The sequence below is a fragment of the Mesorhizobium newzealandense genome (assembly GCF_042682145.1).
Taxonomy (GTDB): domain Bacteria; phylum Pseudomonadota; class Alphaproteobacteria; order Rhizobiales; family Rhizobiaceae; genus Mesorhizobium; species Mesorhizobium newzealandense.
The window spans coordinates 73,155-96,130 of record NZ_JBHUGZ010000012.1; the positions used below are offsets into that span (position 1 = coordinate 73,155).

Consider the following 22,976-nt stretch of genomic DNA (forward strand, 5'->3'; position numbering starts at 1 on the left):
TCTCTGGGGTTACGCGGCGCGCAGAAGGGGTGGTTTGGGCTTGAATAATGGGGGCACGTTTGGCTCTGGCTGTCGGAAGGGTGCCCGCAGCCGATCGCGAAGTTCGCCATTGATCTCCGCCGTCCGGACCTGCATGAGCATGTGGGCACCGTGGGGGGAGCAGCGCATCTGCTGCTTTTTGACCATCCGCTTGCCGACGAGTGAATTCACCGCCGACTCGGCCAGAGCGGAGGCAACGCGAAGCCCAGCCCGATAGCGCTTTCCATAGTTGACGATCGCGCCGCGATTTGAATGGATGAGCTGCGAGGCGAGGCTATAAAGCCGTGCGATCGAGAACTCGCCGTCCCTTTGCGAGTCTTTCAGTCTCGCCAGGAATTGCTCCAGGTCGCGGATCGCGCCATCGACCCGCCCGTGCCAGAGACGCCACTTCACGGCTCTGATGTCCCTGTCGATGGTTGGAAGCACTTCAAAAGGGTCGGACTGGGATCGCACTATGTGATCGGCGATCTGCTGCATGGGCTGGATCTTCATGGCAATGTGGAACCAGTCGATGATGTGGGCTGTCGGCTTCGGCATGGCGCGGGGCAGCCGCTTCAGGATTTCGGCGCCGTCCGAGATCACGGTGACGTTGCCAAAGCCGCAATAGCCTTCTTGCTGAAGTGCGTGGAGGGCTCGATCCCGGATTGCAGCCTGGTCGGTGTTGCTGGTCACGAGGTAGCGGCCACCGACATCACCCCGACCGCCGCGGCCGCATCGAGCTACAACGAGCTCGAAGTTTCGCGCGGAATTGGGATCGGCGCTGCGAACATGTGCCGTATCGATGCTGATGACGAACTCTTTGCGTCGGTCGCCGGGAAGCTGCATTTCAAGCTGGCTTCGATCGTGCCTTTGAGCTCGCGCGCGCCTTTCTTCCTTCGCGATCTGTTCATCGAGCCGTTCACCGATCCTGATGGTCCGCTTGCGCACGGTCACGTACGTCTCGGGGTGTTCAATCGGCAGAAATTCGCCAAGCTTCGCTGCCTGCCGATACGGCATCATGCTTCCCAATCGTGCCGTGAGTTCAATCAGTTCAGGCGTGGCTCGATCAGGGCAGATCTCGTTGAGTGGTGCGAAGGCAGCGACCATGCCAGGATGGCAATCCCGGCAGAGCATCCAACGGGGATTGCGAACCTCCACCGTGCCGAAGACAGTCCGGATTTTGCGCGTCGTATAGCCCTTGACCGGCCGGAACGTGTGGCAATCAGGGCAGACGCGGCGAAAGAGCGAGTAGGTCTCCGCCTCGTGGCTGACGACCGCGATCTGCAGGGCCGCCATGATTTTCTTTCCATCGTCGATCGAGAAGCCGATATCGCCGTCGAACAAGCCCTTCCAGCTCTTGTCGATGCGGACCTCCTTCCGGCAGGTGTCGCCAAATTCGTTCCTGCCCTCGATCGTGATCGTCCATTCCACTGCCATCGCTGCCTCCTTGAAGAAGCGACGGTGATGGACTGCTTGGGCCAAACAACCCGTGTTCGACCCCAGAGAAATTACCGGTCTCGATATCATTACGCCGAGGAGTCTCATTATTAAATGCAGCGCGACACACTACCCTGTCGGCCTCCGGGAGAATTTGGACAATCGAAAGTTCGGGCGAAATCAGCGAGCGGAAGGCATGGAGCACGGGCAAATCACGGCGTCGACCGCGATTCCGACTCTATGAACTTATTCGCACCGTCCGTGAATCCCGGCACCTGCACCAAATATGCGGAAGAACCCCTGTTTGTCGTGCGGCAATCGCTTGTTCAGTTTCGGCGGTAGAACACAATGATGTCGTTTTGCCTGCCTGATGGCCCCAACGCCGCTGTGTAGGGCACGCCACCGATGGTGAAATTTGTCTGCGGCTGCGACGGGCTCGGCAGCACGCCCATGTAGTGCATTCCGCGCATGAGGTCCTCAGGCGCGCGCTGATCGCCGTGTTGCCAGCCGGGGACGTAGATTGCTAGATCCGGCGCCGGAGGCGCGTTGGGCACGTGTGCTGCCCCAAAAATCCATGCCCCGGCGCCTTGATCCGATGGGCCTGGCTGGTTAACGGTTGGCGCTGGCGAAGGCGCATTCATTCCCTGCCAAATGGGCGGCGGAGAAGCGCCGCCCGGCGCCGCCTGGGCCGCATCATAATCGCCCCAAAGCTGATCTTGATTGTAACTTGATACTCGCGACGGGGATGACTGCGGAGAAGCGCCACCCGGCGCCGCCTGGACCGCATCATAATCGCCCCAAAGCTGGTCTTGATTGTAACTTGACACTCGCGACGGGGATGACTCATGCTCTGGTGATGGCTGTTGCACTGGCTGGCGAGAGCTGCCCTCCGCAGCATGCGAGGTGCCCTCTCCAAGGGTTTCCCGATACCTCTTCAGCATGCTCACCCCACTCTGGACCCTGGGGTCGTCCGGACACAGCTCCCTAGCATAAGCCTTCAGCGATTCGTCACTAAGTCCATTAAGAGACAAATTGTAACGCTGCTGGAGCCTTCCAGACAATCTGCGGAGACTCGTGGAATTGTTAGATATAGACCCAGCCTCAAGCCTCCCGCGAGCCGCACCACCCGCATTATGGATTAACGCCGCATCTTCAGGAACGACATCATACCGCCTTCCCTGTCCCTGACGCGAGGTACCCGCTCCAGAGGCACCCTCTCCATAGGCACCCTCGCGGTACGCCCTAAGCATGCCCAACGCCGTAATGACCCGGGCTTCACCCGGAAACAGTTGCTTAGCATAATCCTTCAGCGACACGTCACTAAGTCCATTGAGAGACAAATTGTAACGCTGCTGTAGTGCTTCAGATAACTTGCGGAGACTCGAACCGTTCACGACTGCGGAGCGATACGCAATCTTCTGGCAAGCCGCATTACGCGCATTCCGGATGAGGGCCGCGTCATCAGGGGCGATGGCGTACCGCCTCCCATGATCGGGAGCGTCCTGCTGGCCCGCCTCTTCCAGGTGCTCCTCAAAGTCGCGCTGCGCGGCCTCCTCCGGCTGGCCCCCCTGTCCTGCCTGCTGCTGGGCCAGCATCGCGTAGTACGAGTTTTGCCAATCTGGTGAGAAGGGATTGAAGTTCTTCGGATCCATAATTCACCTCCGTGGTTTGAGAGATCCATCTAGCGAGGAACTATCCTGCCCGCATCCGCTGACGAGAAGCTGACGAGGCCCGCAGTTCAAAGACTGACAGCGCAGGCCTGCCGTTAGAAGCAGCGCTGAAAGGAAAAAGGGGCAGGCGGTTTCAGGTGCATGGGGAAGGACTATTCACAAGATGTGCGAACGGGCCATTGCGTCCGCACTCGAAGGCGTCAGCGGAGCGTCAGCTAACGTGACATCCTCTCGGCTCTTACCGGTGCAAGAACAATGCAGGATCGATTTTTTTGTATTTGCTGACGCTGGCGCCGAACAGCTCAATGCACGAGTATGTGATGGCGTGCAAAATTTTGCTCCGATTTTTATCTGTTGCCACCGTCGGCACTGCTGCTTGCGCATTGGCTCGGCCTTCCAACTCCCACATCAGCCATCAATTCGAATTGAACGGTCGTCAGGTCTTCTGCTGCGCCACAATCGCACGCGTTCGAATGTCGGACCGACGGTACGCATACTGCCACAGCTCTTCGCAGGACCACCGACGCCCACGGATCTGAAACGCGCCTTGAATCACAGTGCGCTCGACGCGGCGCGCTACAGACGCGCGGACCTCATCCCGGCTCATGGTTATAGCTGACCACCCTGTAGCAACATGCTGTTGAAAAATGGCGTTGGGCGAAAGCCCCTTTAGGCCGCTCTGCTTTCCGGTGGGCACGCTGTGATAGGCCTTTAGAAGACCGAAGAACGCCGGAACGAAATCTTCGAAGGTGCCATAGGGCGCAACCGTCCGGCCGATCGCCTCCTGGCGCTTGTTCATACGGTTGCCGGAAATCCAGCCCGGTACTGAGCTTAGATAGCGAGACTCGAAGTCCCCGAACCAGCGTTCGATTGGCTTTGCCGGGGCGTTGTAAGGCAAGGCGTTGACAACCCTCAGCGTGTGAGCCAGCCCATGGAATCCGGGCACCGTCAGTGTTCTTGCGGCGTCCAGGTACGTCGCGAATGCAAATTCCTTGCCGCTATCGATGTAGAGGGCTTCAGGCAGGCCAAAAGCAGGATGCTCCACCATGGCCGCGAAGACTTCGATCACGTCACGATTGTTGACGCCGCCGCGCTTGTCAAATGCGATCAGATCACACCAGACGCGGCCAGTCGCCCAATCGAGAAACGCGATCAACTTCGCTGTACAAATCGAGCCCTCAGCCCGCGTCAGATGGATGTCGATCGGGTGCACGTCTCCGACGACCAATTCCATCGGGCGCATGCCTTCGACAGAGCGCCGACCGCGCGGGCGGCTGCGCGCCGCGATGCCGAAACGCTCGAGCTTTGCCGTCGCCCAATTCGACACGCTGCGATTGCGCCTCATCAAGATCGCCGCCCGCGTGGTCGAGATGAAAACCCAGATCCGTCTGCACCTGCCGACATCCTGCCCCGACCAGCGTATTCTGCGCATCGTCCTCAGCCGCATCCCGCAACTCGCGACATAAACGATGGGACGCAGACGTCCCGAAACAAACCCGCCGACCTCAACCCGCAAACCCCCGCCTTCCATCACGACGGATCATCGCCGGCGCCCGACGAGGCTTGTCAAAATGCGCTCCGAGGGCGGCCAGATCGCCGATGTAGGCCGCCGAAAGCCGATCGCCGTGCATCAAGCGGGCTAGTACCTCTGCACAGAGGTTATGACGGGTTGAACCGGCTGAAGTTTGGGTAGGATGTCGTGGTCGACGAGCAGTTGGATGCTGCGCGCGACACCTGGTTGCCTGCGGATGAGGCCGGAGCGTTCGAGGGTTAGCACCATCTGGTGGACGGACGGCGGGGTGACGCCGAAATAGCGTTGCATGTCGCGTTCGGCCGGCGGCTGGCGGTTGATCTGCATATAAGCCCAGATGAAGGCGAGGTACTGGCCCTGTTTTTCGGTGAAGCTGGGACCCGCAGGCGTTTGCCCGTCAAGTAATTGATTCAATTTTCGATTCATCCGGAACCCTTGGCAATCGAGGAGGCTTTCTGGATGAATCTACGCTATCGTGTCGATCTCGACCAACCCGAACGCGATGAACTCACAGCGATGCTGGCAGGCGGCAAGCAGCCGGCTCGCAAGCTCAAGCGGGCGCAGATCCTGCTCGCCGTCGACGCGGGCTTGGGTGACGAGGCCATTGCCGCGACGGTGGTGGTCGGCGGCTGTGGTGCATCCCCAAGGTCGACGCCGAGTATGTCGCGCGCATGGAGGACGTGCTCGACCTCTATGCCGAGGCACCGGACCCGAAGCGACCGGTGGTGTGCTTCGACGAAAGCCCGACCCAACTCATCGGCGAGGTGCGACAGCCGATCCCGGCCGAACCGGGCCGGCTTGAGCGGTATGACTGCGAGTACAAGCGCAACGGCACCGCCAACCTGTTCGTCTTCCTCGACGCACACCGCTCCTGGCGCAAAGTCAAGGTCACCGAGCGGCGCGCCGCGGAAGACTTTGCCCATTGCATGCGCGACCTCGTCGATATCCATTACCGCAGGCCGAACGCGTGAGACCGCTAATTTCTCTGGGGTCGAATACGGGTTGTTAGGCCCAAGCAGTCCATCAGTGTCGCTTTGTTCGGAGAGGAAGCGATGGCGGTGGAATGGACGATCACGATCGAAGGGAAGAACGAGTTCGGCGATGTTTGTCGACGGGAAGTGAAGACCACCAAGAGCTGGGAGGGCTTATTCGACGGCGACATCGGACTGTCGATCGAAGACGGCAAGAAGATCATGGCAGCGCTGCAGAGCGCGGCCGTGAACCATGAGGCGGAGACCTATTCCCTCTTTCGTCGGGTTTGCCCGGATTGCCACAAGTTCCGGCCGGTCAAGGACTATACGACACGCCGGATCCGAACCGTGTTCGGCACTGTGGAGGTGCGCAATCCTCGCTGGATGTTGTGCCGGGATTGTTACCCCGGCATGGTCGATGCCTTCGCGCCGCTGAAAGAAATCTGCCCTGATCGGGCGACGCCCGAGCTGATGGAACTGACCGCGCGGCTGGGGAGCATGCTGCCGTATCGGCGGGCAGCGAAGGTGCTGGCCGATTTCCTGCCCATCGAGCCGACCGAGACGCATGCAACCGTGCGCAAGCGCACTATCAGGATCGGCGAACGGCTCGACGACCAGATCGTGCAGGAAACATGGCGCGCAAGGTCTCAAACGGACGAACGACGCCAGATCGAGATGCATCTTCCGGGCGATCGGCGCAAAGAGTTCGTCATCAGCATCGACACGGCTCATGTTCGCAGCGCCGATCCCAATTCAGCGCGAAACTTCGAACTCGTTGTGGCCAGATGCGGTCGCGGCGGTCGGAATGAACCCGGTGGCCGCTATCTCGTGACCAGCAGCACTGATCAAACCGCAATCCGAGATCGAGCGCTCCACGCGCTTCAGCAGGAAGGATATTGCGACTTCGGCGACGTCACCGTGATCTCGGACGGCGCCGAAATCCTCAAGCGGCTGCCGCGGGCCATGCCGAAGCCGACAACCCACATCATCGACTGGTTCCACATTGCCATGAAGATCCAACCCATGCAGCAAATCGCCGATCACATCGTGCGATCCCGGTCCGGCCCCTTTGAAGCGCTTCCAAGTATCGACAGGGAAATCAGAGCCGTGAAGTGGCGTCTGTGGCATGGGCGGGTCGATCGCGCGATCCGCGACTTGGAGCAGTTCCTGGAGAGACTGAAGGATTCGCAGGAAGAAGGCGAGTTCTCAGTCGCGCGACTTCGCAGCCTCGGCGCGCAGCTCCTGACCTATGTCCGTTCGAACCGCGGCGCGATGATCAACTATGGAAGGCGATACCGAGCCGGGCTTCGCGTCGCTTCGACCCTCGCCGAGTCAGCGGTGAAGAGACCGGTAATTTTTCTGGGGTTGAGCACGGGATTGTTAGGCCCGAGCAGTTCATCACCGTCGCTCTCTTCGGAGAAGCAACGATGGCGGTTGAGTGGACAATTACAATCGAGGGAATGAGCGAGTTCGGCGACGTTTGTGCGTCGGGAGGGTCCGGGTCGACAAGAGCTGGGAGCGCCTGTTCGACGGCGAAATCGGCCTGTCGATCGAAGACGGCAAGAAGATCATGACGGCGCTGCAGGGCGCGGTCGTAAACCAGGAGGTGAATGCCTATGCTCTGTTTTGGCGGGTTTGCCCGGACTGCCACACGTTCCGGCCGGTCAAAGACTATACGGCGCGCCGGATCCGAACTGTGTTCGGCACGGTGGAGGTGCGCAATCCCCGCTGGATGCTGTGTGGGGATTGCCATCCAGGGATGGTCGTTGCTTTCGCGCCACTGAAGGAAATCTGCCCGGATCGGGCGACGCCCGAGCTGATGGAACTGACGGCGCGGCTGGGAAGCATGATGCCGTACCGGCAGGCCGCCAGAGTGCTCACCGAATTCCTGCCCATTGAGCCTACCGAGACGCATGCGACCGTGCGCAAGCGCACCATCAGGATCGGTGAACGGCTGGACGAGCAGGTTGCAGAGGAAGAACGGCGCGCAAGGGCGCAAGCTGATGATCGACGCCAGCTCGAAATGGAGCTTCCCGGCGATCGGCGCAAAGAGTTTATCATCAGCATCGACACAGCGCATGTGCGCAGCGCCGACCCCAATGCAGCGCGAAACTTCGAACTCGTTGTAGCCAGATGCGGTCGCGGCGGTCGGGGCGAACCCGGTGGCCGCTATTTCGTGACCAGCAGCACCGACCAAACCGCAATCCGAGATCGAGCGCTCCACGCGCTTCAGCAAGAAGGATATTGCGGCTTTGGCGACGTCACCGTGATCTCGGATGGCGCCGAAATCCTGAAGCGCCTGCCCCGCGCGATGCCTAGGCCGACCAGCCATATCATCGACTGGTTCCACATCGCCATGAAGCTCCAACCAATGCAGCAGATCGCCGACCACATGGTTCGATCTCGCGCGGACGGTGCCAGGCCCCTTCCAACCCTCCACAGGGACATCAGAGCCGTGAAGTGGCGCCTGTGGCATGGGCGCGTCGATCGCGCGATCCGCGACCTGGAGCAACTCTTGGAGAGAGTGAAGGATTCGCAAGGAGACAGCGAGTTCTCGATCGCACGGTTCATAGCCTCGCCTCGCAGCTCCTGACCTATGTCAGATCGAACCGCGGCGCGATCGTCAACTATGGCAAGCGATACCGAACTGGGCTTCGTGTCGCCACCAGCCTCGCCGAGTCAGCAGTGAATTCGCTTGTCGGCAAACGCATGGTCAAGAAGCAGCAGATGCGCTGGTCTCTCCACGGTGCGCACATGCTCATGCAGGTCAGGACGGCGGAGATCAATGGCGAACTTCGCGATCGGCTGCGGGCACCGTTCCGACAGCCAGAACCGAACGTGCCTCCATTATTCAAGCCCAAACCGCCCCTTCTGCGCGCCGCCTAACCCCAGAGAAGTTACCGGTCTCCCAAGTGCGAATCTCAAATTAAATGCAAATTCTCATTTTAAGTACAAGGCTAAGGCCTTGATATCATTACGCCGAGGAGTCTCATTATTAAATGCAGCGCGACATCAGGCGGTTGATCTGGCCTTCCGCCTGGCCATTGCTCCAGGGTAATTCGACGGCGTTGCGGACGGCGGCGATGTCACGGCGCAGGACCCGCGCGAACCGGACGATCGAGGAGAGCCCTGAGTTGACAGCTTCGTCAATCCACATGTCGAGCTTGCTCGATTCACGGCTCCGAAGGATGCCGCGAAATCGCATGGCAAGGCTGCGCATCAGGACAAAGGCATGTGATCCCTGCTTCAAGGCATCGACCTTCCTCGCCTGATTGATCGTCAGCATACTTCGCGGCTTCATGCAGAGGGCAGCGGCGACTACCGGCGAGATCACATGGCCGGTCGCAGGATCTCGTATCGGCACAACAATGCCATCTGGTTGTGGGGCATTGTCGTGCCGACTTGAACCGGATCATACCTCGTTCTCGCCGTCGAACAGCCAGATGAGAATTCTCCGCTCGGTTATTCAGCCCCTTATGCGATCGATGCTCGACACCTGGCATGATTTCCCTTTTGGCCGCATCGTAGGATCTGAGCTTGTCGGTGATCATGACGCGCGGCGTGATGCCTTGCCCTTTCAGCAGCTTTCGCATCAGCTTCAAGGCCGCCTTCTTGTTCCGGCGGCTCTGGATCAAGGCATCGAGAACATAGCCATCGGCATCGACGGCCCGCCACAGCCAGAATTTCTTGCCCTTGATAGCAACGACCATTTCGTCGAGATGCCACTTGTCGGCAAAACTACCCCTGGACCGCCGCTGGATGGAGCGGGCATATCCGCGGCCGAACTTGGCAGCCCATTCCGCGACAGTCTGGAACGAGACTTCGATGCCGCGCTCGGCCAGAATATCTTCCACATGACGCAGGCTCAGTGGAAATCGGAAGTAGAGCCACACCGCATGCGCTATGATCTCGGCAGGAAAACGATGACGCTTGTATCGGAGCGTCATAATATCGGTGGGCGGGTGCGGGCTCATGCCCGTAAAGTCCGCCGAAAATGTTAAGGCGACGCTACCATTTCAACGGCTTGCACCACATCCCCCCAACCCCCCGTAGAGTCGAGGAGGGGCGCGGTGGCTTGGGCCGTGCTGGCCTCGCTCCGTCTCCCTTCCCCGCTCATCAAACCGGACGTGCGGATTTCCCGCATCCGGCTTTCCGACTGGTTTCATCGTGAGGCACGCGGCGGCGGTCCAATGTGCACGCGTCGAAGACGCAGGACACCAAGTTTTCCGAAGACAATGTCGTCGGAGAAACGCTGTGTGCCGCGTCCTTGCACCTTGTGCCGTTTGCGCAGGAAGGCGCGAACACGGTCATAGACGTGGTTGTCGACCGCTCGATAGGCCGGCAAGCGTGTTCCATAGCCAAAGTAGCCTGACCAGCCGCGCAGAAGCCTGTTCAGCTGGGTGCAGACCACGGGCCACGGCTCTTTGTTGCCGTTTACCAAGTGATCGCCAATCTTCGTTTTGATCCGTTGCACGCTCTTCTTGGATGGGCTCGCACCCAGGTACCAATGGCCGTCTTTCCGGTAGCGGTGAGGTCCGAACGTATAGCCAAGGAAGTCGAAAGGCTCCGTGCGGGCATCCTTCAGCGAGGTCTTCGCCTCGTTCAGCGTCAGCCCGAGTTTTGTCATCACCGAACGTGTCCACGCCAGCGCCTCGTCCGCGTGCCCGCGGCTGAGGATGACGAAGTCATCGGCATAGGAGATGACATGCGCACGGAACGCCTCGCCGCGTCCGGTGAGCCGCCAATGTTTCAGGAACCGGTTCATGTAGATGACCGAGAGCAGCGGACTTGCGACCCCACCTTGCGGCGTGCCGCGCGTGCTGCTCTTACCACCGCTCACGTGCCGTTTCCCGTCACCGTCCCGCTCTTCGATCGGCGCTTTCAGCCACAGCTTGATCAGCCGCAGCACGTGCCGCTCGACAATGCGCCGGGCCACCGATGTGAGGAGGTCCGAATGCGGAATCGTGTCGAAGTATTTCGACAAATCGGCGTCTACCACGTCCGTGTAGCCCCGGCAGACAAGCCGGTGCACTTCCTTGATTGCGTCGGTCCCACTGCGTCTGGGCCGATAGCCATAGGCACCATCCTCGAAGTCCGCCTCGAATATCGGTTCCAGCACCAGCTTGGCGGCGGTCTGAACCACCCGGTCCCGAATGGTCGGGATGCCGAGCGGACGTTCGCCGCCCCCCGGCTTCGGGATCATCACCCGTCGCACCGGCTGCGGCCGGTAGGTCTTCGAGACAAGTTCCTCGCGCAGGCCCGCCAGCCACCTCTCCGCGCCTTCCGCCTCGATCTTCGCGAATGTCACGCCGTCCACGCCCGGCGAACCCGCATTGGCGCGGGCCAGCGCATAGGCATGGCGCAGCATGTCCTCACGGCAGATCTTGTCGTAAAGCACGTAGAAGCGGAAAGCGGGCTCCGCCTTCGCCTTACGATACAGCTTCCTCTGCAGGTGCCTGATCTTTTCGGGTGTTTCGAGGCTCATCGCCAATCACCCCCTCCTAACCAACTTCGAAAGCACACCAGAAGTCAGGGCCCTTCCCTCCACCGGCATTACCCGGCTTCAGCGGTATTATGACCCTGTCCGACTCCCACCGGCACCGCCGCCCTGACGGCTGCGTTGAGGCCGCTACCCTCATGCCGAGCGGGTCTCCCCCGTTACCCGCATCACCCTTCCGACGTGCCGTGCCCATTACCCCGGCGGATCGAACGGGTGCACATGTCGATTGCTTCCCCGTTCGCGCGGCCTTCCCCGAAATTCAGGCGGGTCGGCATCCACATCATCACTTTCGAGGCCTGCTCAGGCTTCACTCACGTTACGGCCCATCGGATTGCTCAACCGCCCAAGGCGGCCTTTGTCACGAGGCTTCGACCCGGCCAGTTACCCGACCGAGCCGCTCGTCAGCTACCAGACCAATCGACTACTATCTGGGTGGAACCTTCCTCCACTGGTGATACGCGCCATCGGGGCGCACTGAATTTTCCGGGCTAAGTACAATACCTTCGCAGCCTCGACATCGCCAGCGCTGCTTGAAAATCGCAATCTTCCAAATTGCGCCGAAGCTCCCGTGCCACACCGTCTGGTAATCAAAACGGTTGCAACAAGCATTTCAAATAACTTCTCAGAATCTTTGCAACCTCAGAATCATTGACGATGGTACCTTCACCGCAAAGTGTGGCAGGCATGGCCAAAAAAGCTGATCCCTATCTACGCTCGTACCACTGCATAGCACGCAAAAGAGGTCAACAGCAAATGGCAAGAAGAGCGCTTATTCTAGTTGAAGGCACAAGTAATATGCTGCAATACGTCCAAGCGGCCCAGCGTCTTGCTCTTTATCCAATTACCCTGTCGGCTAATCCAGCTCGGTACAACTATCTTGCAGCGGAAGGGCTTGAGGCAATCCGGGTCGATATAGGCAATCACGATGCGCTGATCCGCGAATGTTCCCGGCTACGTACGACCTATGACATTGCCGGCATTATCGGTTTCCCGTACCCCGGTGAGTGGGTCTGCGCGACAGCTGGCAGACTCTGCCGGTATTTCGATCTACCGGGACCGAATCCCGAGTCGATTGAACGGTGCGCCGACAAATTCCTTCAGCGTCAACTCCTCGCGGAAGCCGGCGTTCCAATACCTGCTTATCGACTGGCAGCGAATGCGGCGGACATAGAAAGTGCTGCCGCAGAGATCGGCCTGCCGGTGATTCTTAAGCCAGCCGTAAACAGCGGCGGCAGCTATGGTGTCCAACTGTGCCGCAACACCGAGGAGTTGGCCGAACATACGACCTATCTGTTGGGCGGGGAGCATAGATGGCCGTCGTCGCCGAGGATACTGGTCGAAGAATTTGCACAAGGCCCTTACTATAACGTCGACATAATGGGAGATGAGGTCATAGCGATTTGCGCCGGTGAGTTCGGCCCCCACCCGAATTTCGTCGCTCGTGAACTGACCTATCCGGCCGTGCTAACCGATGACGAGCATAATCGTATCGCCGATATTTCCTTGAGCGGTCTGCGAGCCCTCAGCCTTGGCTGGGGGCCAACGAACTTTGAGCTCCGGTGGACGATGCGTGGCCCAGTCATCATTGAAGTCAATCCCCGTTCGCCGGGTTGGCCTGTTCCTCAACTGGTTCAGCTGGCCTACGGTGTCGATCTCGTCACCCAGCACATCAAGCTTGTCATCGGCGAGGGATGGGATTTACGCAGATGGCATTCACAAACTGCGGCTGCGCGGATCCTAGTTCCTGATCGCAATGGCATCCTCGATTGGATCGATGGCGACAGTCGGGCCGCCGCCGTACCAGGTGTCGTCGAGGTCAAATTGTATGTTGAACCCAAGACGGCGATCATCAGGAAAGGCGATAGCCGAGACTTTATCGGGCATATCATCGCCGCATCACCCAGCCGTGCTGAGACCGCAGTCGCACTTCAGCGTGGTGCCGACTTAATCGACTGGTCGATCACGCCATTTCCAGCCGAAAAATGACGTTGGTGCGCGGATCATTAATCGCATTGGCGTAGGCGGGCGGGAAGCTCACTAATCGGTCTGTCGCAGCCATGCCTTTCAAACACAATGCCCCCCGCCGCCATCACATCGGCAAGATGAAGTTCAGGGTGAGGAACTGGCAAGAGTATGAGGCGGGGCTCTGCCGACGCGGTAGCTTGACCCTGTGGCTGACGCCGGAAGCCCTTGTGTCGTGGCAAGCGCCAAGACGCAAGACAAAGGGTGGGCAGCCCCGCTATTCCGATCTGGCGATCGAAACCGCCTTGACGTTGGGCCTGGTATTCGGGCTGCGTCTGCGCCAGACAGAAGGATTGCTGGGATCGGTGTCTGCAATTGATGGGTCTGGATCTCTCCGTCCCCGATCATACCACCCTGAGCCGGCGAGCGCGGACATGGCGATCTGTCAACAGCCGGCATGATCGCCAGGTTGCGCCGGACGGCCCGGTACATGTTCTTGTCGAGAGCACTGGCCTTCAGGTTTACGGCGCAGGCCAATGGCTTGAAGAGAAGCAACGAATAGCACCTGCCCGCCTGGCCGCAGTTCGCCGAACAGGCCGACAAGGAAGGCTGGCCCGCCGGCCGCTTCCTTGCCGCGATCACCGAACACGAGCTGGCCGAACGCGATCGACGCCGCATCGAGCGCCATCTCGCCGAAGCTCATCTGTTGCCGAGAAAGACCCTCGATACGTTCGAGTTCGAGGCCGTGCCGATGATCTCCAAGGCGCAGGTGATGGCGATCACCGCCGGCGACAGCTGGCTCGAGAAGGGAGCGAACCTGCTGCTGTTCGGTCCGCCTGGGAGCCATCTCGCCTCCGCCATCAGGCACGCCCTCATCGAGAACTGATGGCGGGTCATGTTCACCCGCACCACCGACCTCGTCCAGAAGCTGCAGGTCGCACGCCGCGAACTCGGCCTTGAAGCCGCCATTAACCGGCTCGACCGCTTCCATCTGTTGGTCCTTGACGACCTCGCCTACGTCACCAAGGACCAGGCCGAGACCAGCGTGCTGTTCGAGCTCATCAGCGCCCGCTACGAGCGACGCTCCATGCTCATCACCGCCAACCAGCCCTTCGGAGAGTGGGGAAAGGTCTTCCCGGAACCCAACATTACAGGGTGCCGCCATTCTCGACGGGGTGGTATCTCATTTAACCGTCACGGATCCGCGCCACGGCCTTGCGGGTCAGCGTCTGGAGATGGTTTCGTCCCGTTCTGCGCGCGGTCCGGCTTTCGTCGTTGTTCGACTGCCTGACAGCCGTCGCTCAATTCGGCGTTCGGTGACCGACCTCGCAGCGCCGTCTCCGGAAGAACAAGGCGCGTCGAAGTCGTTGGGGCGGATCAACGCCCGGACGTTGCTCACATTGATGCACCATTTGAACAGCACATTCGCCTCTCGTATCGAGGAGGTGATTCGCGATGAACATCCAGTCGAATCTGCACCGCGTAGCGTCCCAGACCTTCACCGAACTTCCGAACCCGGGCATGACAACACTCCCGGGACCTTGGCTCAACTTGCCGGGGGAGACGCAGAAGCAGATTGCGCAGAGCCTCGCGCGACTTCTCTTGCGGATGCGATCGACGGGCGTGTCAATACCGGGCGAAATTTCCGCAGAAGTGCCGAAGTAAAATTCCCCAATTATGCCGCTCCGGACGACGTGGAGAATTGGGCATTTTTCGGGGGTCTGCCGCGTTCGCGTGATGGCGGGGCGAAAGACGGTGGCGTTATCAATGCTTTCGAACGGACGTGTTCGGGCATCAATTCGGCATGTTGGCGCAGTCTGTAACTTGATCCTTCGATCTGAACGACGACGGCATGATGCAAAAGTCTGTCGAGGAGGGCCGTTGCGACCACGGCGTCTCCAAAGACATCGCCCCATTCTACAAAGCCGCGATTTGATGTGAGGATCATCGCACCTTTCTCATAGCGGGCGTTGACGAGCTGGAAGAACAGATTGCCGCCGCCGGCGATGACCGGGAGATACCCGATCTCGTCAACGGGTGGCGTCGCCTTAACTTGGGTTGTGCACGGGATTCCCCCGATGTGGCCTCTTCACGCGGCTGTCGATGAAGCGATTTGCCTCCAGACCGCCATAGCGGCGGCTCGAATGTCGCGGTGATCGGCGGCTATCAGATGTTTCCGGTGAAGATTGAAGAGGTTGGCGATCGGGCCATGGATGGAAACGAAGCGCTGGCATTGTCGTGCCGACTTGAACCGGATCATACCTCGTTCTCGCCGTCGAACAGCCAGATGAGAATTCTCCGCTCGGTTATTCAGCCCCTTATGCGATCGATGCTCGACACCTGGCATGATTTCCCTTTTGGCCGCATCGTAGGATCTGAGCTTGTCGGTGATCATGACGCGCGGCGTGATGCCTTGCCCTTTCAGCAGCTTTCGCATCGGCTTCAAGGCCGCCTTCTTGTTCCGGCGGCTCTGGATCAAGGCATCGAGAACATAGCCATCGGCATCGACGGCCCGCCACAGCCAGAATTTCTTGCCCTTGATAGCAACGACCATTTCGTCGAGATGCCACTTGTCGGCAAAACTACCCCTGGACCGCCGCTGGATGGAGCGGGCATATCCGCGGCCGAACTTGGCAGCCCATTCCGCGACAGTCTGGAACGAGACTTCGATGCCGCGCTCGGCCAGAATATCGTAATTACTCACGCCCTTGTCAGGGGTGTTAACGGCTGCGAGAAAGCGCGGACAAATGGTGCCGAGGATTGTGGAGGAGAAAGCGGCCCGATGGGGCCGCTTTGTATTTTTTACCAGGAGGGATCGAGAGGATGGGGCTTTTGCCCTGTCTGCTCGTCGCTGGAAGGGTGCTGATCGTCAGGGGCTTGTTGGTGACGGACAAACTGCTGGATGTGGGGAGCGTAACGGCTCCAGATGCAGTCTCGCAGATCGTCGAGGAGTTCGAAGACGGCGGCTGCTTGCTCGGGTGTCCATTCGGCATTGACGATGAACTGGATTCCACGCCCGAGACCGGACGGCTGATGAGGATTTCCGGTCATGCTGCAGGCTCCTTTTCGTCAGCGGGGTGGCTGGTGCGTTGTTGACGCTGCGCCTTCGAGCGCTCGGAGGCTTCCTTGAAGCGGTAAGAATCGCCTTCGATGGGAATGACCTCACAATGGTGCAAAAGGCGATCGACCAGACTGACGACGCAGGCGGCATTGGGGAAGACCTCCGACCATTGCGCGAAGGGCTTGTTGGTGGTGACGATGGTCGAGCGTTTCTCGTATCGGCGGCTGATGAGATCGAACAGCAGATCGGCATGACGGTTGGAATAGGAGAGATATCCGACCTCGTCGATGACCAGGATATCGGGCGCCGCATAGTACTGCAGCTTTCGGCGGAGCATGGAATCGCTGTCGATGGCGGCGAGCTCGCCGAGCATTTCGCTGGCGGTGCGGAAGAGGACCGAATGGCCGGCGACCAGCGCCTGGTAGGCGACGTTAAGAGCGAGCGTGGACTTGCCGACGCCGTTAGGGCCAATAAGGACGATGTTGGCGGCCTCCTTGACGAAGGACAGCGTCATCAGTTCCTCGATGGCGGCGCGATCGATACGACGCGGCCATTTCCAGTCGTAATCGGCCAGTTGCCTGAAGTGGCCAAGCCTGGCGGCGCGCATGCGTCGCCGCAATGAGCGGTCGGAGCGCTCTTCTTCCTCCCATTGAAGCACGGCGGCCAGCCACGGCGCGTCGGCGATTTCGTCCCAGTGGGCGATCAGGCCATTGAGGCGCAGCGCCCTGGCGCGGTTGAACAGGATGCCGGGATTATTCATCGTCGTTGCCTGCGCAAGTGAGTTGATCGTAACGGTCGAGCTTGTGGGGCTGTACGACCGTATCCTTTTTGCGGACATGCTCCGGCAGCCTTGTTTCGACCGGCGGTGGAGCGCCACGCGCGATCCGGCGGCGTTCGAGCGCGACGTGAACCGATCTCGAATGAGAGGCCCCGGCCTGCAAGGCATCTTCGACGGCGGCCTGGAGTTCGGTGGCGCCGTAGAGGTCGAGCAGTTTGAGCATGGCATTGGTGATCGCGCCGATATTGGCGCCGCGCTCGGCGGCGTGGATCATCAGTTTCTGGCAGGCCGGCACGGCGCGCGTCAAACTGTTGAGGCCCCGATGCTGGCGCGCTTCGCGCTTGACGGCGACGAGCGCCTTGAGGTGCCGGGGGTCTTCGATCTGCTGGCCCCGGTCGTAGCTGCGGCGGTGGCTGGCGATCATCGTGGCGGCATCGAATATCCGGACCTGGGCGAGATCGGCGCGCACGGTGAGCGTGCGCCGGACATGAGTATGGGGAACCGAGTAATCGTTCAGGTCGAAGCGGACATAGGGTGTCTTTCCGACCTTCGCGGCGATCTGCTCCTCGATGGGGTACGGGTTGGTGGGCAATGGCAGAAGCATGGGCTGCTCCTGCGCAAACACCTGACGAACCGTCATCGTCCGGTCCTCGGGGCATGGCCGGTCGGCGGCCTGGTTGCGGCACCATTGTTCGGCCTGGGCATTCAGATCGTCGAGGTCCTTGAACTTGCGGGCGATGAAGAAGGCTTCCCGGATGTGGCGAATGGCGCGCTCGACGCGGCCCTTTTCGTTGCCCCGCGCCACGGCGACGGGACGGGGCTCGAAGCGATAATGGCCCGCGAAGGCCAGAAGTGTCGGATGGAACCGGATGGCATCGCCGTGACGCTCAAGCACAGCGCTCTTAAGGTTGTCATAGAGCAGCACCCTGGGCAAACCATTCCAGGCGTTGAACGCACCGGCGTGGCCGCGCAGGAAGTTTTCCATGCGGGCATCAAGAAAGAAGCGCAGATAGATGTCGCGCGAGTAGGACAACACCATGACGAAGGCCATCAGCGGGCGGCGAGCCTTGCCGATTTCGATGTGACCAAAATGCGCCCAGTCGACCTGGCCTTGCTCGCCCGGCAGGGTGCGCAGACGCAGGAACGCTTCCGCAGCCTTGCGCGGACGGTGGAGCGCGATCATATGCCGGAAGTGGGAGGACGAGCCCTTGTAGCCGCGCTCCTGCACCATCCCGTACAGGCGGCTGGCGGTCAGGTCTGGATATGTCTCAAGCGTCCGCTGGACGAACGGCAGATACTGGTCGACCTCGGCGGGACGTATCACCGGCCTGTGGCGGGGCAGACCGGCCTCCTTCAGAACCCGGAAGACCGTCGTATGGTGGCAATGCAATTGCGTTGCGATCGTTCCACAGCGCCACCTCTCAACGTGGTACAGGCGCAGGATCATCGCTTCCTTCTCGGCGGATATGGTCATCGGTTGGGTCTCCATAGTCGTGTTGACGGACATAGGCCCCTCGGCGACGCACGAAGCCGCCGCGAAAGAACGGCGGCAGCCGACAACTGCAGCGCCGGCAGCACGGAGCCGGAGGGATCGATGGCACCGCTTCAGCGGTGACGTCGTCCAGTGCGACGGTGCCGTCGATCAGGGGCGCGTTCAGTCGTGAACCATCCGGCAGACAAGGTGGAGACTGATGCGTCACGTTGTTTTTGCAGCGCTGGCGATATCGGCGGGAGCGGTCGGCGTGGGCAAAGCGGCCCCGGCGGGTGTTCTGGTAGCGCAGCCCCGCCGCACGCAGACTGTCACGGCGGGCTTCATGGGCGCAGTCAGAACCACAGAAGCGCTGACCCCGATCGCAATGCCGGCAAAGCAAGACCTGTGAGCGGCACCGTGCGCAGAGAAAGAAACGACCGGTTTGCATTGCGGCGGCGAACCTCTCGGAACGCCGTCGGGATTGCGGGGAAAAGCTCGACGGAATGCGCCAATGCCATTATGCTGGCGCATACCGTGAACCAGTCGGCATCAGTGCCCGGGGACCTGCAAGTCCCCTCACACGGGCCGTTGGGATAGGACATCGAGTTTACGTGGTAGTGGGTCGATGTCTGATTGCGGCGCTCCGCACATGTAGCATGCGCGGACGCAGCGCGGGATGCGCCTCAGTCGCCCTCCGGGCTCCTGTCGGCGCATCCCGCGCTCTCATCCCCAACCAAATCAGATCATCAGCGTCATTCAGCACCACTCCGAGCCGAATTCCGCATCAATTCCCTCTCGGCGCCATCTATACGCGGTTCTCAACCGCCATCGACAAGGGGCAAGAATCCCTGAATCTATGTGGATATGGATCGCACTGATTTGCAGCGTCTGACGAAGGAAGAGTTGATCGATCTGGTGCTGCGGATACAGCGGCCAGAGAAGACATCGCGCACGTCGTCCAGGCCACCTTCGAGCGATCGCAAGGCGCGTCGGGACAGGGCAAAGCCTGGCGGCGCCAAGGCGGGTCATAAAGGTCACAGCCGCGCCATGAGTGAGGATGCCGATCGCATCATCGATCATCATCCCGACCAATGCCTTTGCTGCCGCGCCAGCCTGTCGAGCGATCTTGCTGCCGAAACCGTCAGCGAGCACGACAAGATTGAGCTTCCTGCGATCAGGCCTTTGATTGAGCGCCATCGGCGCCTGGCAGTCCGTTGCCCGTCCTGCGGCACGCTGGTCGTCGCGGCTGTGCCAGATGCGGCGAAGGGGACGCCGTTCGGGCCACGCGTGCACGCCGTAGCGACCTATCTCAAGACTTTCCAGGCCCTGTCCTACGAGCGGCTGCAGGGCGCGTTCGCGGCCGAGTGCGACAAGGCCGTCGCGGCGTTGCGCCGGGCCAAGGTCATCGCCTCCGATGAGACCGGCGTGCGGATCGAAGGAAGCAACGCCTACCACTGGGTGTTTCGCTGCGCCGAAGCGGTTGTTCATCAAGCGGCGCCAACGCGCGGCGCTGTCGTGGTCCGGACCCTGATGGACGGCCATCGGCCCGACGTCTGGTGTTCCGATCGCTATGCCGCACAACAAGGTCACGCAAATGCGCATCAGACCTGCCTGGCGCATCTCGCCCGCGACGTCGCCTATGCGGACGAGGCAAGTGAGGACATGCTGCCCTCACGGCTCAAACGTTGGCTGCAAAGGGCCTTCGCCCTAGCCGACGGTATGGAAACCTTCGCCGCCTCGACCATCGCCGGCAAGCGTCGCGCCCTGGAGCGAAGTCTGGACGATATCTTCGCCACCACAACGTCGTGCGATCTGGCCCGCGACATCCAAAACAAGTTCAGGCGAGCTCGTGATCAACTTTTGACCTTTGCCCAATGGCCAGGAATGGTCGACGCGACGAACAACGCCTGCGAACGGGCGCTGAGACCCGCCGTCGTTCAACGGAAGATCACCAACGGCTATCGCGCCATGTGGGCCGCCCAGGGCGAAGCCGACATTCGAACCGTCGTCGACACGGCTCGTCTCGCGCCAGGCACGAACTCCTTCAAAATCATCCTTCAAACCGTCAGCGCCTGAAATCTGCGATGACTGAGCCCGCGACCTTGATCTTCCGAGCCTCTCTTCGGGCACGGCTTTGTCGGGACATCGAGGTGTCGAGTTCGAGCACGCTGGCGGATCTGGCCGAAGCCATCGTAGCGGCATTTGGCTTCGACTTGGACCACGCCTACGGCTTCTATTCAAAGCTGACGGGAAAGCTGTTCGACTCGCCCCTGCGGTTCGAACTCTTCGCCGACATAGAGGGGAGCGGCTCTCGCAGCGTGAAGGGCACGCGCGTCAGCACAGCCTTCCAGAAGGTGGGCTCGGCAATGACCTTCTTGTACGACTACGGTGACGAGTGGCGCTTCCGCGTTGAACTTATTGGAACAGGGCAGGCGCAGCCCGATGCCAATTACCCGAGGATCGTCAGCAAGATCGGCAAGGCTCCCCCGCAGTACCCGGACATCGACCACGAGTGACGACGCACCGTGCCGCATCGAAAGGGTGGGTAATTACAGAATATCTTCCACATGACGCAGGCTCAGTGGAAATCGGAAGTAGAGCCACACCGCATGCGCTATGATCTCGGCAGGAAAACGATGACGCTTGTATCGGAGCGTCATAATATCGGTGGGCGGGTGCGGGCTCATGCCCGTAAAGTCCGCCGAAAATGTTAAGGCGACGCTACCCTCCAAGCGCCAGGTCGTGCGGATCCTGACCAGCAAGATCGACGCCTTTGTCGCCGAAGCGAAGCAGGTTCTGACGGCCGGGCTCGCTTCGGCCGGTTGGGTCAGCGTCGACGACACCGGGGCCCGCCATGGCGCGGTCAATGGCGTGTGCACGCAAATCGGCAATGACCGGTTCGCCGTGTTCACGACCACCAAGTCGAAGAGCCGGCTGAACTTCCTGCGGCTCCTGCACGGCGGGTCGGCCCGGTGGATCCTGAACGCCGCCTCACGCGCCTACATGCTGGAGCGCGGGCTGCCGGTGATCACGACGGATCTTCTGCAAGCCGGGCGCGAGCCGTCCGGGTTCGAGGACGCGGCGTCATGGGACGCCCATCTGCTCGCCCATGGCCTGGAGCCCAAGGATGGCCCTCTGGACCCGTTCCGCATCGCCAGTGAAGGCGCGTTGTGGGGCGGTCTGACCGAGGCAAAGGCCCTCGACGGCACCGTCATCCTCAGTGATGGGGCGGGCCAGTTCGCAATCGGCGAGCACGCGCGGTGCTGGGTCCACATGGAGCGGCAGATCCATGCCCTCGATAGCTTCACCGACCCGCAGCGCCGCGCCAAGGCCCTGATCCAGAGCCGGTGTGCCGTTCAGAATTATCTGTCGCTGTCGGGAATTAAGCCGGGCTTCGGAGCTCGTCTCGGCGCTCGTGCAGAAGCTTGAGCGCGCCGCTGCCGCATGACATGCCGCGAAGCGTGGTCTCGATCCGGGGAAGACGAATGCTGCCGATGCCGCTGGTAGAGGCAGCGCAGTTCTGGAGAAGGTGGCAAAGCGCGCGAAGGGAGGTGTTCTCACCGTAGATGACAATCGCATCGTAGGCGTCGGCTCCCTCAATGTTGTGTTCGGCGCCTATCCTCATGCAGTCCTCCCGCGTCGGCTGCCCGATCTCGAAACGCATGCCGATACGGCTTTCGATTTGATCCATGGCGTGGGTATCACGCCTGGTGCCAGCTAATCGATGAGTGTTGCCAGCGAGCAGTAAAGCGAAACCGCAGCGCTCCTGAAGGTGCAGCAGCTCCCGCAAAACAGTGGGTGTGAAGTTCTGATATTCGTCCACCAGCAACGGACGCGGCGGGCCGTATCGGGCGCCCAAAAAGTTCATGCAATCCTTCGCAAGATCATATGTGTGCTTGCTGTCCTTTTGGACGCCGTAGGCGTCGTGCAGCATCAGGAACATCGGCCTGATAGCCTTGGTATGCTGCGCAACCTCACAGTAGGCAGCTCCGCTTTGGGCGGCTATCCAGTTAAGCGCCACAGTCTTTCCGAGTCCGGCTTTGCCGACCGCAAGCACCGGATATCGCATCTTGACCGCCGTATCGAAGGCAGCCCGCACGGTGAGCGCGGCGCGGGTTTCGACAAACGTCATCCGACGATCCTCTTCGCCAAGTCCATCTGAGCGGCTACCCGATTGATCTCTTCCCAGGTCTCGGGCCGGATCGCGCTGATCGTCTTTTGCAGCACCGACTTCTGTGGGCTCCATGACCATGGCAGGCGGGCAAAGGCGCGAAACGAGGCGGAGTCCTCAAGATGGAACGCCAACTCCTGATAACTCAGCTGCCGGCATTGCTTGAGCAACGCGCAACGCAGCACCGCTTCGGCGGGCAGGCCCTGCCGTCCGGTGGCCTTGACGCCGAGGCGAACCAAGTCTCGGGCCACCAAGCCAAGCAGATCGCAATGCTCATCCAGCCATTGCGACATCGCCTTCAGCTCGTGGCCGATCTCGTGTGTGGCGAAAACATCGAATATGCTCGCTTGGACGGTGCGTTCTTGGCGCATTGTCGGCTCCGGCGGTGGCAGGACTTTGGAATCAG

15 protein-coding genes and 10 pseudogenes are annotated in these 22,976 nt (G+C 60.6%); 11 read left to right on the top strand and 14 right to left on the bottom strand.

All coding sequences use genetic code 11. From position 1 onward, the window contains the following. Positions 1-9: 9 nt before the first annotated feature. The 3 genes from ACFSOZ_RS16790 to ACFSOZ_RS16800 all read right to left on the bottom strand — a co-directional run bounded on the left by ACFSOZ_RS16790 (position 10) and on the right by ACFSOZ_RS16800 (position 4,359). Positions 10-1,449, bottom strand: a complete 1,440-nt coding sequence (locus ACFSOZ_RS16790; RefSeq protein WP_465264461.1) for an ISKra4 family transposase — start codon at positions 1,447-1,449, stop codon at positions 10-12. 332 nt (positions 1,450-1,781) lie between these two features. Continuing rightward, positions 1,782-3,107 (bottom strand): hypothetical protein, encoded by a 1,326-nt coding sequence (locus ACFSOZ_RS16795; protein ID WP_379078737.1) that lies wholly within the window; start codon positions 3,105-3,107, stop codon positions 1,782-1,784. 454 nt (positions 3,108-3,561) lie between these two features. Continuing rightward, a complete protein-coding gene (locus ACFSOZ_RS16800) occupies positions 3,562-4,359 on the bottom strand; it encodes a hypothetical protein (protein ID WP_379100059.1) in 798 nt (265 codons plus the stop codon). 40 nt (positions 4,360-4,399) lie between these two features. Between ACFSOZ_RS16800 and ACFSOZ_RS16805 the strand changes: the two are divergent. Next, positions 4,400-4,591 (top strand): annotated as a pseudogene (locus ACFSOZ_RS16805) (transposase); the annotation flags it as partial. A gap of 173 nt (positions 4,592-4,764) precedes the next feature. Here ACFSOZ_RS16805 and ACFSOZ_RS16810 read toward each other — a convergent pair. After that, positions 4,765-5,070, bottom strand: a complete 306-nt coding sequence (locus ACFSOZ_RS16810) for a LexA family protein (RefSeq protein WP_245330990.1) — start codon at positions 5,068-5,070, stop codon at positions 4,765-4,767. Between the two features lie 45 nt (positions 5,071-5,115). Here ACFSOZ_RS16810 and ACFSOZ_RS16815 point away from each other — a divergent pair. From ACFSOZ_RS16815 to ACFSOZ_RS16825, 3 genes and pseudogenes are all read left to right on the top strand, one after another. Beyond that, positions 5,116-5,638, top strand: a pseudogene (locus ACFSOZ_RS16815) (transposase); the annotation flags it as partial. Between the two features lie 70 nt (positions 5,639-5,708). Next, positions 5,709-7,091, top strand: a complete 1,383-nt coding sequence (locus tag ACFSOZ_RS16820; RefSeq protein ID WP_379100061.1) for an ISKra4 family transposase — start codon at positions 5,709-5,711, stop codon at positions 7,089-7,091. After that, positions 7,055-8,513: pseudogene (locus ACFSOZ_RS16825) on the top strand (ISKra4 family transposase). The gene ACFSOZ_RS16820 and the pseudogene ACFSOZ_RS16825 overlap by 37 nt, the downstream one beginning before the upstream one ends. 127 nt (positions 8,514-8,640) lie before the next feature. On the opposite strand, the pseudogene ACFSOZ_RS16830 reads toward ACFSOZ_RS16825, so the two are convergent. From ACFSOZ_RS16830 to ltrA, 3 genes and pseudogenes are all read right to left on the bottom strand, one after another. Continuing rightward, positions 8,641-8,988: pseudogene (locus ACFSOZ_RS16830) on the bottom strand (transposase); the annotation flags it as partial. A 25-nt stretch (positions 8,989-9,013) separates the two neighbouring features. Further along, positions 9,014-9,601, bottom strand: a pseudogene (locus ACFSOZ_RS16835) (IS6 family transposase); the annotation flags it as partial. 188 nt (positions 9,602-9,789) lie between these two features. Further along, a complete protein-coding gene (gene ltrA, locus ACFSOZ_RS16840) occupies positions 9,790-11,112 on the bottom strand; it encodes a group II intron reverse transcriptase/maturase (RefSeq protein ID WP_379100063.1) in 1,323 nt (440 codons plus the stop codon). A 768-nt stretch (positions 11,113-11,880) separates the two neighbouring features. Here ltrA and ACFSOZ_RS16845 point away from each other — a divergent pair. The 4 genes and pseudogenes from ACFSOZ_RS16845 (at position 11,881) to ACFSOZ_RS16860 (ending at position 14,754) form a co-directional block, all read left to right on the top strand. Continuing rightward, on the top strand, positions 11,881-13,113 hold the full coding sequence (locus ACFSOZ_RS16845) for an ATP-grasp domain-containing protein (protein ID WP_379100065.1): 1,233 nt from the start codon (positions 11,881-11,883) through the stop codon (positions 13,111-13,113). A 71-nt stretch (positions 13,114-13,184) separates the two neighbouring features. After that, a pseudogene (locus ACFSOZ_RS16850) lies at positions 13,185-13,662 on the top strand (transposase); the annotation flags it as partial. Between the two features lies 1 nt (position 13,663). Then, positions 13,664-14,242, top strand: a pseudogene (locus tag ACFSOZ_RS16855) (ATP-binding protein); the annotation flags it as partial. A gap of 302 nt (positions 14,243-14,544) precedes the next feature. After that, positions 14,545-14,754 carry a hypothetical protein gene (locus tag ACFSOZ_RS16860; protein WP_379100067.1) on the top strand — a complete coding sequence of 70 codons (210 nt, stop codon included), beginning with the start codon at positions 14,545-14,547 and terminating at the stop codon, positions 14,752-14,754. Positions 14,755-14,764: 10 nt separating this feature from the next. On the opposite strand, the pseudogene ACFSOZ_RS16865 reads toward ACFSOZ_RS16860, so the two are convergent. From ACFSOZ_RS16865 to istA, 5 genes and pseudogenes are all read right to left on the bottom strand, one after another. Then, positions 14,765-15,124 (bottom strand): annotated as a pseudogene (locus ACFSOZ_RS16865) (ATP-binding protein); the annotation flags it as partial. A 54-nt stretch (positions 15,125-15,178) separates the two neighbouring features. Next, positions 15,179-15,781: pseudogene (locus ACFSOZ_RS16870) on the bottom strand (IS6 family transposase); the annotation flags it as partial. Between the two features lie 110 nt (positions 15,782-15,891). Further along, the gene (locus tag ACFSOZ_RS16875; protein WP_095090155.1) at positions 15,892-16,140 is read right to left on the bottom strand and encodes a hypothetical protein; all 249 of its coding nucleotides are present in this window, start codon (positions 16,138-16,140) and stop codon (positions 15,892-15,894) included. Continuing rightward, positions 16,137-16,910: an IS21-like element helper ATPase IstB gene (gene istB / locus ACFSOZ_RS16880; protein WP_095090157.1), complete on the bottom strand. Its 774-nt coding sequence runs from the start codon at positions 16,908-16,910 to the stop codon at positions 16,137-16,139. Before istB ends, ACFSOZ_RS16875 begins: the two co-directional genes overlap by 4 nt. Further along, positions 16,903-18,402 carry an IS21 family transposase gene (gene istA, locus ACFSOZ_RS16885; protein WP_379097156.1) on the bottom strand — a complete coding sequence of 500 codons (1,500 nt, stop codon included), beginning with the start codon at positions 18,400-18,402 and terminating at the stop codon, positions 16,903-16,905. The genes istB and istA overlap by 8 nt, the downstream gene beginning before the upstream one ends. An 861-nt stretch (positions 18,403-19,263) precedes the next feature. Between istA and ACFSOZ_RS16890 the strand changes: the two genes are divergently transcribed. From ACFSOZ_RS16890 to ACFSOZ_RS16905, 3 genes are all read left to right on the top strand, one after another. Continuing rightward, the gene (locus ACFSOZ_RS16890) at positions 19,264-20,475 is read left to right on the top strand and encodes an IS66 family transposase (protein ID WP_379100069.1); all 1,212 of its coding nucleotides are present in this window, start codon (positions 19,264-19,266) and stop codon (positions 20,473-20,475) included. A gap of 8 nt (positions 20,476-20,483) precedes the next feature. Next, a complete protein-coding gene (locus ACFSOZ_RS16895; protein WP_379100071.1) occupies positions 20,484-20,915 on the top strand; it encodes an IS1096 element passenger TnpR family protein in 432 nt (143 codons plus the stop codon). 169 nt (positions 20,916-21,084) lie between these two features. After that, positions 21,085-21,828: a hypothetical protein gene (locus tag ACFSOZ_RS16905; protein WP_379100507.1), complete on the top strand. Its 744-nt coding sequence runs from the start codon at positions 21,085-21,087 to the stop codon at positions 21,826-21,828. Here ACFSOZ_RS16905 and ACFSOZ_RS16910 read toward each other — a convergent pair. Further along, positions 21,782-22,531 (bottom strand): AAA family ATPase, encoded by a 750-nt coding sequence (locus ACFSOZ_RS16910; protein ID WP_379100073.1) that lies wholly within the window; start codon positions 22,529-22,531, stop codon positions 21,782-21,784. The two genes, ACFSOZ_RS16905 and ACFSOZ_RS16910, sit on opposite strands and share 47 nt — an antisense overlap. Before the next feature lie 38 nt (positions 22,532-22,569). Then, positions 22,570-22,941: pseudogene (locus tag ACFSOZ_RS16915) on the bottom strand (transposase); the annotation flags it as partial. Positions 22,942-22,976 lie beyond the last annotated feature (35 nt).

What these genes read in the sequence shown, in the direction of transcription:
- ACFSOZ_RS16795 (WP_379078737.1), bottom strand. Translation starts at nt 3,107, where the DNA reads ATGGATCCGAAGAACTTCAATCCCTTCTCACCAGATTGGCAAAACTCG.
- ACFSOZ_RS16800 (WP_379100059.1), bottom strand. Translation starts at nt 4,359, where the DNA reads ATGGAATTGGTCGTCGGAGACGTGCACCCGATCGACATCCATCTGACG.
- ACFSOZ_RS16820 (WP_379100061.1), top strand. Translation starts at nt 5,709, where the DNA reads ATGGCGGTGGAATGGACGATCACGATCGAAGGGAAGAACGAGTTCGGC.
- ltrA (WP_379100063.1), bottom strand. Translation starts at nt 11,112, where the DNA reads ATGAGCCTCGAAACACCCGAAAAGATCAGGCACCTGCAGAGGAAGCTG.
- ACFSOZ_RS16845 (WP_379100065.1), top strand. Translation starts at nt 11,881, where the DNA reads ATGGCAAGAAGAGCGCTTATTCTAGTTGAAGGCACAAGTAATATGCTG.
- ACFSOZ_RS16860 (WP_379100067.1), top strand. Translation starts at nt 14,545, where the DNA reads ATGAACATCCAGTCGAATCTGCACCGCGTAGCGTCCCAGACCTTCACC.
- ACFSOZ_RS16875 (WP_095090155.1), bottom strand. Translation starts at nt 16,140, where the DNA reads ATGACCGGAAATCCTCATCAGCCGTCCGGTCTCGGGCGTGGAATCCAG.
- istB (WP_095090157.1), bottom strand. Translation starts at nt 16,910, where the DNA reads ATGAATAATCCCGGCATCCTGTTCAACCGCGCCAGGGCGCTGCGCCTC.
- istA (WP_379097156.1), bottom strand. Translation starts at nt 18,402, where the DNA reads ATGACCATATCCGCCGAGAAGGAAGCGATGATCCTGCGCCTGTACCAC.
- ACFSOZ_RS16890 (WP_379100069.1), top strand. Translation starts at nt 19,264, where the DNA reads ATGGATCGCACTGATTTGCAGCGTCTGACGAAGGAAGAGTTGATCGAT.
- ACFSOZ_RS16895 (WP_379100071.1), top strand. Translation starts at nt 20,484, where the DNA reads ATGACTGAGCCCGCGACCTTGATCTTCCGAGCCTCTCTTCGGGCACGG.
- ACFSOZ_RS16905 (WP_379100507.1), top strand. Translation starts at nt 21,085, where the DNA reads ATGCCCGTAAAGTCCGCCGAAAATGTTAAGGCGACGCTACCCTCCAAG.
- ACFSOZ_RS16910 (WP_379100073.1), bottom strand. Translation starts at nt 22,531, where the DNA reads ATGACGTTTGTCGAAACCCGCGCCGCGCTCACCGTGCGGGCTGCCTTC.